This window comes from Serratia marcescens, assembly GCF_029846115.1.
Taxonomy (GTDB): domain Bacteria; phylum Pseudomonadota; class Gammaproteobacteria; order Enterobacterales; family Enterobacteriaceae; genus Serratia; species Serratia marcescens_L.
In genome coordinates, this window is the sequence record NZ_JARVZZ010000001.1 from 1,058,853 (window position 1) to 1,072,955 (window position 14,103).

10 protein-coding genes, 1 tRNA gene and 2 other RNA genes are annotated in these 14,103 nt (G+C 59.5%); 10 read left to right on the plus strand and 3 right to left on the minus strand.

Annotation, left to right across the window (positions count from 1 at the left end; all coding sequences use genetic code 11):
- The first annotated feature begins 59 nt into the window (after positions 1-59).
- The 10 genes from QDT79_RS04900 to dppF all read left to right on the plus strand — a co-directional run bounded on the left by QDT79_RS04900 (position 60) and on the right by dppF (position 10,327).
- Positions 60-1,391 carry an MFS transporter gene (locus tag QDT79_RS04900; protein WP_107227505.1) on the plus strand — a complete coding sequence of 444 codons (1,332 nt, stop codon included), beginning with the start codon at positions 60-62 and terminating at the stop codon, positions 1,389-1,391.
- A gap of 120 nt (positions 1,392-1,511) precedes the next feature.
- A tRNA-Pro gene (locus QDT79_RS04905) sits at positions 1,512-1,588 on the plus strand.
- A 35-nt stretch (positions 1,589-1,623) separates the two neighbouring features.
- A non-coding RNA gene (locus QDT79_RS04910) (RtT sRNA) lies at positions 1,624-1,752 on the plus strand.
- 35 nt (positions 1,753-1,787) lie between these two features.
- A non-coding RNA gene (locus QDT79_RS04915) (RtT sRNA) lies at positions 1,788-1,916 on the plus strand.
- Between the two features lie 424 nt (positions 1,917-2,340).
- The gene (gene chiA / locus QDT79_RS04920) at positions 2,341-4,032 is read left to right on the plus strand and encodes a chitinase ChiA (protein WP_308316247.1); all 1,692 of its coding nucleotides are present in this window, start codon (positions 2,341-2,343) and stop codon (positions 4,030-4,032) included.
- Between the two features lie 601 nt (positions 4,033-4,633).
- Positions 4,634-6,241, plus strand: coding sequence for a dipeptide ABC transporter periplasmic-binding protein DppA (gene dppA, locus QDT79_RS04925; RefSeq protein ID WP_107227504.1), 1,608 nt, complete (start codon positions 4,634-4,636; stop codon positions 6,239-6,241).
- A 170-nt stretch (positions 6,242-6,411) separates the two neighbouring features.
- Positions 6,412-7,431 carry a dipeptide ABC transporter permease DppB gene (dppB, locus tag QDT79_RS04930; RefSeq protein WP_149559655.1) on the plus strand — a complete coding sequence of 340 codons (1,020 nt, stop codon included), beginning with the start codon at positions 6,412-6,414 and terminating at the stop codon, positions 7,429-7,431.
- 11 nt (positions 7,432-7,442) lie between these two features.
- Positions 7,443-8,345 (plus strand): dipeptide ABC transporter permease DppC, encoded by a 903-nt coding sequence (gene dppC / locus QDT79_RS04935; RefSeq protein WP_063989106.1) that lies wholly within the window; start codon positions 7,443-7,445, stop codon positions 8,343-8,345.
- 15 nt (positions 8,346-8,360) lie between these two features.
- Positions 8,361-9,341, plus strand: coding sequence for a dipeptide ABC transporter ATP-binding protein (dppD, locus tag QDT79_RS04940; protein ID WP_004934132.1), 981 nt, complete (start codon positions 8,361-8,363; stop codon positions 9,339-9,341).
- The gene (gene dppF, locus QDT79_RS04945) at positions 9,338-10,327 is read left to right on the plus strand and encodes a dipeptide ABC transporter ATP-binding subunit DppF (RefSeq protein ID WP_308316248.1); all 990 of its coding nucleotides are present in this window, start codon (positions 9,338-9,340) and stop codon (positions 10,325-10,327) included. The genes dppD and dppF overlap by 4 nt, the downstream gene beginning before the upstream one ends.
- Positions 10,328-10,623: 296 nt before the next feature.
- Here the strand turns inward: dppF and bcsG are convergent, their stop codons facing one another.
- Genes bcsG through bcsE form a run of 3 tightly spaced genes read right to left on the minus strand, consistent with a single transcriptional unit; the run spans position 10,624 to position 14,034 of the window.
- Positions 10,624-12,279, minus strand: coding sequence for a cellulose biosynthesis protein BcsG (gene bcsG / locus QDT79_RS04950; RefSeq protein ID WP_308316249.1), 1,656 nt, complete (start codon positions 12,277-12,279; stop codon positions 10,624-10,626).
- Positions 12,276-12,479 (minus strand): cellulose biosynthesis protein BcsF, encoded by a 204-nt coding sequence (bcsF, locus tag QDT79_RS04955; RefSeq protein ID WP_004934139.1) that lies wholly within the window; start codon positions 12,477-12,479, stop codon positions 12,276-12,278. Before bcsF ends, bcsG begins: the two co-directional genes overlap by 4 nt.
- Positions 12,466-14,034 (minus strand): cellulose biosynthesis protein BcsE, encoded by a 1,569-nt coding sequence (gene bcsE, locus QDT79_RS04960; RefSeq protein WP_107227502.1) that lies wholly within the window; start codon positions 14,032-14,034, stop codon positions 12,466-12,468. The genes bcsF and bcsE overlap by 14 nt, the downstream gene beginning before the upstream one ends.
- Between the last annotated feature and the right edge of the window lie 69 nt (positions 14,035-14,103).

Below are 14,103 nucleotides of genomic sequence, written 5' to 3' on the forward strand. Positions count from 1 at the left end.
CCGCCCGCGCGCGCGAGGAGCATCATAGCGGCACTTTATTCAATCCTCTGAGGTTCCACATGTGGTCTTTCCTTAAAAGCCGCTCGGACGCGCCGCAGGTCACCGATCAACGGCAGATCGACGCCAGCTACAAATATTGGCGCATCCAGCTGATGTGCACCATGTACATCGGCTACGCCGCGTTTTACTTCACGCGCAAAAGCTTCAACTTCATCATGCCGGCGATGCTGAGCGATCTGGGCCTGACGATGTCCGACGTCGGCATCCTCGGCACGTTGTTCTACATCACCTACGGCTGCTCGAAATTCATTTCCGGCATGATCAGCGATCGCTCCAATCCGCGTTACTTTATGGGGCTGGGCCTGATCATGACCGGGGTGCTGAATATCTTCTTCGGCCTCAGCTCGTCGCTGCTGATGCTGGGCACGCTGTGGATCCTCAACGCCTTCTTCCAGGGCTGGGGCTGGCCGCCGTGCTCCAAAATCCTCACCAGTTGGTATTCGCGCTCCGAGCGTGGCGGCTGGTGGGCGATCTGGAACACCTCGCACAACGTCGGCGGCGCGCTGATCCCGCTGCTGGTGGGCTTTATCTCGCTGCACTTCAGCTGGCGTTACGGCATGATCATTCCCGGCATCATCGGCGTGGTGTTGGGGCTGCTGATGTGCTGGCGCCTGCGCGATAAGCCATCCACCTTGGGGCTGCCGAGCGTCGGCAAATGGCGCAACGACGCCATGGAGCTGGTGCAGGAATCGGAAGGCCAGGGGCTGAGCAACCGCGAGATCATCAAACGCTACGTGCTGACCAACAAGTACATCTGGCTGCTGGCGGTCTCTTACGTGCTGGTGTACATCGTGCGCACCGCGATCAACGACTGGGGCAACCTCTACCTGACGCAGGAAAAGGGCTATTCGCTGATGACCGCCAACTCGGCCATTTCGCTGTTTGAAGTGGGCGGTTTTATCGGTTCGCTGGTGGCCGGTTGGGGCTCCGACAAACTGTTCCGCGGCAACCGTGGCCCGATGAACCTGATCTTCGCCATCGGTATCTTCCTGTCGGTGGCGGCGCTGTGGCTGATGCCCGGCGTGACCTACCTGCTGCAGGCCTGCTGCTTCTTCGCCATCGGTTTCTTCATCTTCGGCCCGCAGATGCTGATCGGCATGGCGGCGGCGGAGTGCTCGCACAAGGATGCGGCGGGCGCGGCGACCGGTTTCGTCGGCCTGTTCGCCTACCTGGGCGCGGCGCTGTCCGGCTACCCGATTGCGCGGGTGATGGAGATCTGGCACTGGAACGGTTTCTTCGTGGTGATTTCCATCGCCGCCTGCCTGTCGGCGCTGTTCCTGCTGCCGTTCCTGCGTGCGCAGACGCCGGCGCTGAAACCGGCCAACGCCTGAGTAAAATACGCTGCGCAGCCCCCGGCGCAGCGCATTATGGCGCTTTTATCACCACTTGAAATGCAGGGGCAAAAAAGTGATTGACGCCTATAACCGCCAGCAGTAAGATGCGCCCCGCATCGGCGAGTAGCGCAGCTTGGTAGCGCAACTGGTTTGGGACCAGTGGGTCGGAGGTTCGAATCCTCTCTCGCCGACCACCATTCGAAAAACCTGCTTTTAAAGCAGGTTTTTTTTCGCCTGTCGTTTATGAGGATGAGTACCTCCGCAGGAGGTTCGAGCCTCGCGAAGCGAGACAACGTTGCTTTGGCAACGGCCCGCAGGGCGCGCATCAACGATGCGCGTAATCCTCTCTCGCCGACCACCATTCGAAAAACCTGCTTTTAAAGCAGGTTTTTTTTCGCCTGTCGTTTATGAGGATGAGTACCTCCGCAGGAGGTTCGAGCCTCGCGAAGCGAGACAACGTTGCTTTGGCAACGGCCCGCAGGGCGCGCATCAACGATGCGCGTAATCCTCTCTCGCCGACCACCATTCGAAAAACCTGCTTTTAAAGCAGGTTTTTTTTCGTCCGTCGTTTATGAGGATGAGCACCTCCTCCGACATTGCCGGCCTCGCTTTGTGGCGCGCGTCAATCCACCGTCCTCGTGAAATATATTTATCCTTTACGCTTAATTAATTCACACTCCTTATTCCCATTAGGTTCTTTTTCTCATATTTAAATAAATTCATGCTTGCCGAATAAAACCCGGTTGATAGCGCTCTTGTTTTCACGTTTTTTTTACCTATAGTCTGAATGGACAACGCGGGATATGTTATTCCCGCCGCGTGGAAAATACCGTGACTATTTATTAATGTTAATCTTCGTGGATTATTGCGGAATCATTTCGCTCCGGCAATGCGTGGCGTCGATTAACTCTTTTATGTTTATCCTCTCGGAATAAAGGAATCAGTTATGCGCAAATTTAATAAACCGCTGTTGGCGCTGTTGATCGGCAGCACGCTGTGTTCCGCGGCGCAGGCCGCTGCGCCGGGCAAGCCGACCATCGCCTGGGGCAACACCAAGTTCGCCATCGTCGAAGTCGATCAGGCGGCCACCGCTTATAATAATCTGGTGAAGGTAAAAAATGCCGCCGACGTTTCGGTATCCTGGAATTTATGGAATGGCGACACCGGCACGACGGCAAAAATTTTATTAAATGGCAAAGAGGCGTGGAGTGGTCCTTCAACCGGTTCTTCCGGTACGGCGAATTTTAAAGTCAATAAAGGCGGCCGTTATCAAATGCAGGTGGCACTGTGCAATGCCGACGGCTGCACCGCCAGCGACGCCACCGAAATTGTGGTGGCCGACACCGACGGCAGCCATTTGGCGCCGTTGAAAGAGCCGCTGCTGGAAAAGAATAAACCGTATAAACAGAACTCCGGCAAAGTGGTCGGTTCTTATTTCGTCGAGTGGGGCGTTTACGGGCGCAATTTCACCGTCGACAAGATCCCGGCGCAAAACCTGACCCACCTGCTGTACGGCTTTATCCCGATCTGCGGCGGCAACGGCATCAACGACAGCCTGAAAGAGATCGAAGGCAGCTTCCAGGCATTGCAGCGCTCCTGCCAGGGCCGCGAGGACTTCAAAGTCTCGATCCACGATCCGTTCGCCGCGCTGCAAAAAGCGCAGAAGGGCGTGACCGCCTGGGATGACCCCTACAAGGGCAACTTCGGCCAGCTGATGGCGCTGAAGCAGGCGCATCCTGACCTGAAAATCCTGCCGTCGATCGGCGGCTGGACGCTGTCCGACCCGTTCTTCTTCATGGGCGACAAGGTGAAGCGCGATCGCTTCGTCGGTTCGGTGAAAGAGTTCCTGCAGACCTGGAAGTTCTTCGATGGCGTGGATATCGACTGGGAGTTCCCGGGCGGCAACGGCGCCAACCCGAACCTGGGCAGCCCGCAGGACGGGGAAACCTATGTGCTGTTGATGAAGGAGCTGCGGGCGATGCTGGATCAGCTGTCGGCGGAAACCGGCCGCAAGTATGAGCTGACCTCCGCCATCAGCGCCGGTAAGGACAAGATCGACAAGGTGGCTTACAACGTCGCGCAGAACTCGATGGATCACATCTTCCTGATGAGCTACGACTTCTATGGCGCCTTCGATCTGAAGAACCTGGGGCATCAGACCGCGCTGAATGCGCCGGCCTGGAAACCGGACACCGCCTACACCACGGTGAACGGCGTGAATGCGCTGCTGACGCAGGGCGTCAAGCCGGGCAAAATCGTCGTCGGCACCGCCATGTATGGCCGTGGCTGGACCGGGGTGAACGGCTACCAGAACAACATTCCGTTCACCGGCACCGCCACCGGGCCGGTTAAAGGCACCTGGGAGAACGGCATCGTGGACTACCGCCAAATCGCCAGCCAGTTCATGAGCGGCGAGTGGCAGTACACCTACGACGCCACGGCGGAAGCGCCTTACGTGTTCAAACCGTCCACCGGCGATCTGATCACCTTCGACGATGTCCGCTCGGTGCAGGCCAAAGGCAAGTACGTGTTGGATAAGCAGTTGGGCGGCCTGTTCTCCTGGGAGATCGACGCGGACAACGGCGATATTCTCAACAGCATGAACGCCAGCCTGGGTAACAGCGCCGGCGTTCAATAATCGGTTGCAGTGCGTTGCCGGGGGATATCCTTTCGCCCCCGGCTTTTTCGCCGCCGAAAGTTTTTTTACGCCGCACAGATTGTGGGCCTGCCCGGCGCAAAACGCGCTCATCGGACTCACCCTTTTGGGTAATCCCTCAGCATTTCCTCCTGTCTTTAACGGCGATCACAAAAATAACCGTTCAGATATTCATCATTCAGCAACAAAGTTTTGGCGTTTTTTAACGGAGTTAAAAACCAGTAAGTTTGTGAGGGTCAGACCAATGCGCTAAAAATGACCGCTTAGCATAAATTTTCATGCTGTAACTGTTAACAAAAGGTTTTTTTTATGTTTGTTTGCTGTTTCTCACAGTCTGCGTAAATCCCCACTGGTTATATTGACGACACCCCAAACAGTTGGCAACTTGATAGCCTCAGGGGTAAGAGCGAGAGTTGTTTGAGTGAATTCCACGCGCTCAGACGTCCCCGCCGCGATGCGTTCCATCCGGCATTCTCTCCTCGTACGCCTTCTGCCTTCGGGCGCCGATCGCACAGGCCACGCAATAAAAAATACAGGTCTGGCGGCAATTACACACATCACATCACACAATGGAGCACTAACGATGACACGTTCCTTGGGTAAATCGGGGATTCTGAAATTCGGTATTGGGCTGATCGCGTTGACCGTAGCGGCCAGCGTACAGGCCAAGACGTTGGTTTACTGTTCTGAAGGTTCCCCGGAAGGGTTCAACCCGCAGCTGTTTACCTCCGGCACCACCTATGACGCCAGCTCGGTACCGATCTACAACCGCCTGGTCGAATTCAAAATCGGCACCACCGAACTGCAGCCGGGCCTGGCTGAGAAGTGGGACGTCAGCGAAGACGGCAAAACCTACACCTTCCACCTGCGCAAAGGCGTGAAGTGGCAGAGCAACAAAGACTTCAAACCGACGCGCGATTTCAACGCCGACGACGTGGTGTTCTCCTTTGAGCGCCAGTTGGATGCGAACAACGCTTACCACAAAGTGTCCGGCGGCAGCTACGAATACTTTGAAGGCATGGACATGCCTAAGCTGATCGCCAAGATTGAAAAAGTGGACGACAACACCGTGCGCTTCGTGCTGAACCGCCCGGAGGCGCCGTTCCTGGCTGACCTGGGTATGGACTTCGCGTCCATCCTGTCCGCCGAATACGCCGACGTGATGATGAAAGCCGGCACGCCGGAGAAAGTCGACCTGAACCCGATCGGCACCGGCCCGTTCCAGCTGCTGCAATACCAGAAAGACTCCAAGATCCTGTACAAGGCATTCGACGGTTTCTGGGGCACCAAGCCGAAGATCGATCGCCTGGTGTTCTCCATCACGCCTGACGCCTCCGTGCGCTACGCCAAACTGCAGAAAAATGAATGCCAGGTGATGCCGTACCCGAACCCGGCCGATATCGCCCGCATGAAGCAAGACAAGTCCATCAACCTGATGGAACAGCCGGGCCTGAACGTGGGCTACCTGTCGTTCAACGTCGAGAAAAAGCCGCTGGATAACCTGAAGGTGCGCCAGGCGTTGACCATGGCGGTCAACAAGCAGGCGATCATCGACGCGGTTTATCAGGGCGCGGGCCAGGCGGCCAAGAACCTGATCCCGCCGACCATGTGGGGCTATAACGACGCGGTGCAGGATTACGCTTACGATCCGGCCAAGGCGAAAGCACTGCTGAAAGAAGCGGGCATGGCCGACGGTTTCAGCATCGACCTGTGGGCGATGCCGGTACAGCGCCCATACAACCCGAACGCGCGCCGCATGGCGGAAATGATCCAGGCCGACTGGGCCAAGATCGGCGTGAAAGCCAAAATCGTGACCTATGAGTGGGGTGAATACCTCAAGCGCGCCAAAGCGGGCGAGCATCAGACGGTGATGATGGGCTGGACCGGCGACAACGGGGATCCGGATAACTTCTTCGCCACGCTGTTCAGCTGCGCGGCGGCGAAAGACGGCTCCAACTACTCCCGCTGGTGCTACAAGCCGTTTGAAGATCTGATTCAACCGGCGCGCGCCGAATCCAACCACGACAAGCGTATCGAACTGTACAAGCAGGCGCAGGTGGTGATGCACGATCAGGCTCCGGCTCTGATTGTCGCACACTCCACCGTGTACGAGCCTGTGCGTAAGGAAGTGAAAGGCTACGTCGTGGATCCACTCGGTAAGCATCACTTCGAGAATGTCTCTGTAGACTGATTTCGACCGCTTTACCGGAGACGCACGAATGGACTTGCAGGGGCGCAACAGGTTTGCGCCCCTGCTGACCAGTCTCCGGCGTATGGCCGTCGAATCGTTCAAAGGCATGTGAGCGTTAATAAGCCTGGCGGACGATGAGCTGCCGGGCATTGATACAGAGAGTTCGGGATATGTTGCAGTTCATACTCCGACGTTTGGGGTTAGTTATCCCAACGTTTATCGGCATTACATTGCTGACTTTTGCATTCGTCCATATGATCCCCGGCGACCCGGTGACCATCATGGCCGGGGAACGCGGTATCTCCGCCGAGCGCCACGCGCAGCTGATGGCGGAAATGGGGCTGGACAAGCCGCTCTATCAACAATATTTCTCCTATGTGTCCAACGTGCTGCACGGCGATCTGGGCACCTCACTCAAAAGCCGCATCTCCGTCTGGAGCGAGTTCGTTCCGCGCTTTCAGGCCACGCTGGAGCTGGGCTTCTGCGCGATGCTTTTCGCGGTGCTGGTAGGCATCCCGGTCGGAGTGCTGGCGGCGGTCAAACGCGGCTCGGTCTTCGATCATACCGCGGTGGGCATCTCGCTGACCGGCTATTCGATGCCGATTTTCTGGTGGGGCATGATGCTGATCATGCTGGTGTCGGTGCAGCTTAACCTGACGCCGGTGTCGGGGCGCATCAGCGACACGGTATTCCTCGACGACAGCCAGCCGCTGACCGGCTTTATGCTGATAGACACCCTGATCTGGGGCGAGCAGGGCGACTTTATCGACGCGGTGATGCACATGATCCTGCCGGCCATCGTACTGGGCACCATTCCGCTGGCGGTGATCGTGCGCATGACCCGCTCCTCGATGCTGGAGGTGTTGGGTGAAGACTACATCCGCACCGCCCGCGCCAAGGGCGTGAGCCGCATGCGGGTGATCGTCGTTCACGCGCTGCGCAACGCGCTGCTGCCGGTAGTGACGGTGATCGGGCTGCAGGTCGGCACCATGCTGGCCGGCGCCATTCTGACCGAAACCATCTTCTCCTGGCCGGGACTGGGCCGCTGGCTGATCGACGCGCTGCAGCGCCGCGATTACCCGGTGGTGCAGGGCGGGGTGTTGCTGGTCGCCTGTATGATCATTCTGGTTAACCTGCTGGTAGACGTGCTCTACGGCGTGGTCAACCCGCGTATTCGCCACAAGAAATAAGGGGCGCTCTCATGTCTCAAATCACTGAGTCTGCAGTTAAAGGTGCGCCGAAGCCGATGACCCCGTTTCAGGAGTTCTGGCACTATTTCAAGCGCAATAAAGGGGCCGTGGTCGGCCTGGTGTATATCGTTCTGATGCTGGTGATCGCGCTCGGCGCCGGGGTGCTGGCGCCGCATGCGCCGGCGGACCAGTTCCGCGACGCGCTGCTCAAGCCGCCGGTGTGGCAAGAGGGCGGCAGCTGGCAATATCTTCTCGGCACCGACGACGTGGGCCGCGACGTGCTGTCGCGCCTGATGTACGGTGCGCGCCTGTCGCTGCTGGTCGGCTGCCTGGTGGTGGTGCTGTCGCTGATCATGGGCGTGATATTCGGCCTGCTGGCCGGTTACTTCGGCGGCGTGGTGGACGCGATTATCATGCGCGTCGTCGACATCATGCTGGCCCTGCCGAGCCTGCTGCTGGCGCTGGTGCTGGTGGCGGTGTTCGGGCCGTCGATCGTCAACGCCTCGCTGGCGCTGACCTTCGTCGCCCTGCCGCACTATGTGCGTCTGACGCGCGCAGCGGTGCTGGTGGAGGTGAACCGCGACTACGTCACCGCTTCGCGGGTGGCGGGTGCCGGCGCGCTGCGCCAGATGTTCGTCAATATTCTGCCTAACTGCCTGGCGCCTTTGATCGTGCAGGCTTCTCTCGGTTTCTCGAACGCCATTCTGGACATGGCCGCTCTCGGCTTTCTGGGCATGGGCGCGCAGCCGCCGACGCCGGAGTGGGGCACCATGCTCTCCGACGTGCTGCAGTTCGCGCAAAGCGCCTGGTGGGTGGTGACCTTCCCCGGCGTGGCGATCCTGCTGACGGTGCTGGCATTCAACCTGATGGGGGACGGTTTGCGTGACGCTCTCGACCCCAAACTCAAGCAGTAACAGAGGACGAGAGAGATGGCGTTATTGAATGTAGACAAGCTTTCGGTGCACTTCGGTGACGAAGGCACCCCGTTCCGCGCGGTAGACCGTATCAGTTACAGCGTGGAGCAAGGTCAGGTGGTCGGCATTGTCGGTGAATCCGGCTCCGGCAAATCCGTCAGCTCGCTGGCGATCATGGGCCTGATCGATTTCCCCGGCAAGGTGATGGCCGACAAACTGGAGTTCAACGGCCAGGATCTGCGCAAGATCTCCGAAAAAGAGCGCCGCCAGCTGGTGGGCTCCGAAGTGGCGATGATCTTCCAGGATCCGATGACCAGCCTGAACCCGTGCTATACCGTCGGTTACCAGATCATGGAGGCGCTGAAGGTGCATCAGGGCGGCAACCGCCGCACTCGCCGCCAGCGCGCTATCGACCTGCTGACCCAGGTGGGCATTCCCGATCCGGCCTCGCGGCTGGACGTGTACCCGCACCAGCTTTCCGGCGGCATGAGCCAGCGCGTGATGATCGCCATGGCCATCGCCTGTCGGCCGAAGCTGTTGATCGCCGATGAGCCGACGACCGCGCTCGACGTGACCATCCAGGCGCAGATCATCGAACTGCTGCTGGACCTGCAGCAGCGTGAAAACATGGCGCTGTTGCTGATCACTCACGATCTGGCGCTGGTGGCGGAAGCCGCACACCACATCATCGTGATGTACGCCGGCCAGGTGGTGGAATCCGGCAAGGCGGCGGAGATTTTCCGCGCGCCGCGCCACCCGTACACCCAGGCGCTGCTGCGCGCGCTGCCGGAGTTCGCCGCCGACAAGGCGCGGCTGGCTTCGCTGCCGGGCGTGGTGCCGGGCAAATACGATCGCCCGACCGGCTGCCTGCTCAACCCGCGTTGTCCCTACGCCAACGAGCGCTGCCGCAACGAGGAGCCGGAACTGCGCAGCATTCCCGGCCGTCAGGTTAAATGTCACACACCGCTGGATGATGCGGGGAGGCCGACCGTATGAGCCAGAATCAACCTTTACTGCAGGCGATTGACCTGAAGAAGCATTACCCGGTGAAAAAGGGCCTGTTCGCGCCGGAGCGGCTGGTCAAGGCGCTGGACGGCGTCTCCTTCACCCTGGAGCGTGGCAAAACGCTGGCAGTGGTCGGCGAGTCGGGCTGTGGCAAATCGACGCTCGGCCGTCTGCTGACGATGATCGAAGTGCCGACCGGCGGCGAGCTGTACTATCAGGGGCAAGATCTGCTGAAGCCGGACGTCTCAGCCGAGAAACTGCGCCGCCAGAAGATCCAAATCGTGTTCCAGAATCCTTACGGTTCGCTCAACCCGCGCAAGAAGGTCGGGCAGATCCTCGAGGAGCCGCTGTTGATCAATACCTCGCTCAGCGCCGCCGAACGGCGGGAAAAAGCGCTGGAGATGATGGCGAAGGTCGGCCTGAAGACCGAGCATTACGACCGCTACCCGCACATGTTTTCCGGCGGCCAGCGTCAGCGTATCGCCATCGCCCGCGGGCTGATGCTGAACCCGGACGTGGTGATCGCCGATGAGCCGGTGTCGGCGTTGGACGTGTCGGTGCGCGCTCAGGTGCTGAACCTGATGATGGATCTGCAGCAGGAGCTGGGGCTGTCCTATGTGTTCATCTCGCACGATCTGTCGGTGGTGGAGCACATCGCCGACGAGGTGATGGTGATGTACCTCGGCCGCTGTGTGGAAAAGGGCAGCAAAGAGGCGATCTTCAACAATCCGCGCCATCCGTACACTCAGGTACTGCTGTCGGCAACGCCGCGATTGAACCCGGATATGCGCCGCGAGCGTATCAAGCTGACCGGCGAACTGCCCAGCCCGATGAACCCGCCGCCGGGCTGTGCGTTCAACGCCCGCTGCCGCCGCGCCTTCGGCACCTGCGTGCAGCTGCAGCCGCAGCTGAAACAGTACGGCGAGCAGATGGTGGCCTGCTTTGCGGTCGATCAGGACGAACATCCGGGGGCGTAAGGTGCCGAACGTCACCGCTTAAATTCACGCCGGCTTCACGCCGGCGTTTTTTATTATTCAATCAAAGGGTTAATAAGTAGAGGGCGCCATAGTCCGTTGTTTTAATTAATTTCCTAATTAAATCCTGATAAATGTTATTTTTTTAAGAATCTTCGCATGAGAATAATAATCGAATAATAGAATTTAACGACTTGTTGTTAATAGCATTCTATCGGTCGAGCGGCTTCACTGTTTTATTATAAGTAGCCCAATAAAAAAGCACGCCGGCGGCGTGCTTTGGGTGGATGAGGCCGCGTTTATTGCGGATAAGGCACCCAGTCGCCGCCGTTCAGGCGAATGTAGGGCTTGCCCTGATACTGCATCACGATGGCGTTGTCGTTTTCGGAGATGACCGGGGTCTGCGGCAGCCCCTGGGTCAGCGCCTGCCAGTCGACGCTGGATTCGCTGAAGACCTTGCCGTCCACCAGGCGCGACACCAGTTCAGACAGCGCCAGATAGCTGCTCGGCGTTTTGATCTGCAGAGGGCTGCCCTGATGCGGCGCCTTCATGCCCACCAGTTTGATGCCGACCGGCGTATGGGTGATGTTCGGGCTGGGAATATCGCGCAGGCCAGACATCTGCATCTTGTCGCCCACCAACGCCGCGCCGTGTTCCGGCACGATCACCACCACCACTTTGCGGCCGGATTTCTCCAGTTGCTCGAGGAAGGTGTTCAGCTGATCGAACAGCTTCTGGGCGCGCGGCCGATAGTCGGCGCTCTTGTTGGAGCCGACGAAGCGGTTGCCGTCGTGCAGCGGAATGATGTTGAAGAAGGTGGCTGTGCGGCCGTCACCGCCTTTTTGCTGCTGATCCAGCCAGCGGGTCAGCAATTCGAGATCGTTATAAATCGGCTCGCCGTCGAACGACGTCAGCTCGTTGCCGACGCCGGCCTGCGACATCAGCGGCGCCTGCATGTCGCCCTGTTCACGCAGTTCTTTCAGGAAGTTGCCGAATACCCCGGAGTGATCGAGCATCAGCTGTTCCTTGAAGCCGAGCTTCGCCAGGTTGTCGAACAGGTAACACTGCTGGTTCACCGGCTGATACAGATCGTGATGCGAAAGCTGGCCGCAGCTGGCGCGCAGCAAACGGATGGCCGCCGGGCCGCTGTAGGCGGTGGCCGAGTTGAAGCTGTCGAACATGATGTCCATTTTCGACCACAGCGGGTGATTCTGCAGGTTGACCGCGTCCATATCGGCCCAGGCCAGCGAACAGATGTTGATCACCAGCAGATCGAACGGCTGGGCGTCGGCGGGCAAGGTGGCCGGGAACGCGGTAGCGCGACCTTTTTCCCGCTCGTAGAACTGATTCAGGTAGGCCGTCAGGTTGGCGCTGGTCGGCGGCAGGCTGTCTGCCGGCGCAGCGTCTCCCGCCGCCGGCGCCGACGTGGCCGGCGTATTGGCGCCGCTGGCTGAGGCCGTGGAGGGGGCGGGCAGCAGTGAGACCGCCGGCCCGGCGATGTTGACGATATTGAGCCACACCAGCGCCGCCACGGTGAACACCGTGACGCGCACCCACTGCGCGACGAACAGGTAGGCGATAAGCAGCACGAAGGCGGCGCCGACCATCTGCCAGTTGATAAAGCGGTTGATCAGCTCCAGCAGATATTGGGCGCTGAAGCCGGCCAGCTGCGAACCCTGGCTGAGAATGCTGTTGATGCCCGGCAGCCAGGTGTCGTGGTAGAACAGCGCGATGCCGATCGGGATAGCGAGGTAGTGACGCCAGCGGTGCAGGCGCTGCGACGGGATCGGCATCAGCAGAAACGCCATGAACACCAGGTTCGGCAGCGCGTGGAAGTTCAGGTAGCCGAACCACAGCAGGCCGAATTTGGCCAGAAAATAGAGGTTCCAACCGCCCAGCCCACGCCAGTAGCGCCACAGAGCGTTATCGGGTTGCGTCTTCGAGTTTGGATTCATGGCTGCTTCTTACGTTTAATCTGAGATGAGGAGCCTGTGCGCACCCATAAACCGGCGGATTTCAAATAGCGCGGCGATAACAACAGGTTTTGCCAGTATTGACGCAAATGCGGAAAACGCCGGTGAAAGGCGTAGCCCAGCGGAATGAAGATCAGCGCGCACAGCAGGATCAGTTGCACGATGTCGTTAAGGTTCAGCATGCGGGGTCTCCTGCGGGCCGAGCGGCAGCGTGAGGGCGACCGGCTGCCGCCGTTCTGCGGGCACCTCGGCCGCTTTCACGCTGGGGCGCGGCGTGGCGCCGGCGGTGCCGGTGGCCGAAATCTGCCAGCGGCCCTGGGCCATGCGTTTGATTTCCGAAATGATATCGACGTCCTGGTGCCATACCACCCGGTTGCTGAAGGCTTCATCCACCGGCAGGCGGAAAATGAACTTCAGCGCGGTATCCAAATCGTTGATGCGGCAGGTGGAGAGGAACAGCACCAGCCGCCCCTGCACCACGGTCATCACGTCGCCGAAACGCCGCAGGTGGCACAGGGTCATCGCCTGTTCGGCGCGCAGGCCGGTGGCCGGCCGCAGCGCCACCATCACCCCTTTGCCGTCCTCGGGCAGCAGCGTGTTGCCCATCAGCGACAGCACCGCCTGACTGAACGGTTCCGGCCGCATATAGCCTTTGAGCTGCAGCGGGCGCAAGCCGGCCAGCAGCGCATCGATGTCGGCGGGCACATGGCGTGAGAAGCGCTGCCCCTGAATGCCCTCGAGCATGGTCAGAAAACGCGACAGCGGCGCAACGTGCGGCACGATAAGGTTGGCGCCGCAGGCCAGCAGCAGGCGTTCGTCGCTGTAGCGCAGGCTGGCGCTCATCTCGCGCACCGCGATTTTCAGGCCACTCCCGCGGCTGCGGCGCAGGGTGTGGATCTGGTGCGCCAGGTGATCGATTTGGTCGCTTTGGTACAACGCGAAAATCAACGTCGCCGAGAGCCTCAACATGCCGTGTTGCGCCAGTTCGTCGTTGTTCTCCAGCAGCTGCCAGTTGGCGGACAGCGGCGGCGCGCCTTCCAGGATGCTGCGCTCGGCCAGATACAGGCCTTCGTCGCTGCGCAAGGCGGTGGGGGAGGGTTGGCTATTTTCATCCTCGCCCTGCCAAACGCCTGCTGCGGCGTACAGCGTCAGCAGCTGATTGGCGTTGATGCCGTTTTCGGTGCTCCACCAGTTCACCAGGTATTGCGCGCTGTCCTGCTGCCATTGCAGGCTGGACAGGCCGTTCAGGATGCGATGCTGCGCGCTGAGCTGCCCCTTGAGCTTATTGATGCCGCCGCCGTGGCTGAGGATCAACAGCGTACACCCTTGCCGCCGCAGCCACGCGGCGAGGGCGCGGGTCCACTCGCGCAGCTCTTCGGTGGTGAAGGTTTGCCACAGGCTGGCGTGGGCCAGCAGGATAAGTAAGCGATTTTGCGGCCGCAGGGCGCGCATCAGATCGTCGCTCAGCTGCGTCAGCGCGGCTTTTTTCTCCGGTAATTGATACAGCGGCAGTTTCTGCAAAGCAGGCGAAGCCAGCTCGGCCAGCAAGCGATCGGGTTTATCGCCGCTGCAGATCAGGGCGACTTTGTGGGTGGCCGGCTGGGCGGCGATGACCTGGCGACACAGCAGCGCGGCGTCGCTTTGCCTGTCGATATTGATCCAATACAGCCCGGGGGCCTGCATCACCGACAGCTCTTCCCAAATCTGCCGAATGCCTAGAGAAAAAGAGTGCGCCATAGGATGTGTTCTACTTTCGTTGAAAGCCGACTAAAGGCGTTTATATTTAAAGATAGTCATTTTTGCTCT

Coding starts and splice junctions, on each gene's coding strand:
- QDT79_RS04900 (WP_107227505.1), top strand. CDS start 60: ATGTGGTCTTTCCTTAAAAGCCGCTCGGACGCGCCGCAGGTCACCGAT.
- chiA (WP_308316247.1), top strand. CDS start 2,341: ATGCGCAAATTTAATAAACCGCTGTTGGCGCTGTTGATCGGCAGCACG.
- dppA (WP_107227504.1), top strand. CDS start 4,634: ATGACACGTTCCTTGGGTAAATCGGGGATTCTGAAATTCGGTATTGGG.
- dppB (WP_149559655.1), top strand. CDS start 6,412: ATGTTGCAGTTCATACTCCGACGTTTGGGGTTAGTTATCCCAACGTTT.
- dppC (WP_063989106.1), top strand. CDS start 7,443: ATGTCTCAAATCACTGAGTCTGCAGTTAAAGGTGCGCCGAAGCCGATG.
- dppD (WP_004934132.1), top strand. CDS start 8,361: ATGGCGTTATTGAATGTAGACAAGCTTTCGGTGCACTTCGGTGACGAA.
- dppF (WP_308316248.1), top strand. CDS start 9,338: ATGAGCCAGAATCAACCTTTACTGCAGGCGATTGACCTGAAGAAGCAT.
- bcsG (WP_308316249.1), bottom strand. CDS start 12,279: ATGAATCCAAACTCGAAGACGCAACCCGATAACGCTCTGTGGCGCTAC.
- bcsF (WP_004934139.1), bottom strand. CDS start 12,479: ATGCTGAACCTTAACGACATCGTGCAACTGATCCTGCTGTGCGCGCTG.
- bcsE (WP_107227502.1), bottom strand. CDS start 14,034: ATGGCGCACTCTTTTTCTCTAGGCATTCGGCAGATTTGGGAAGAGCTG.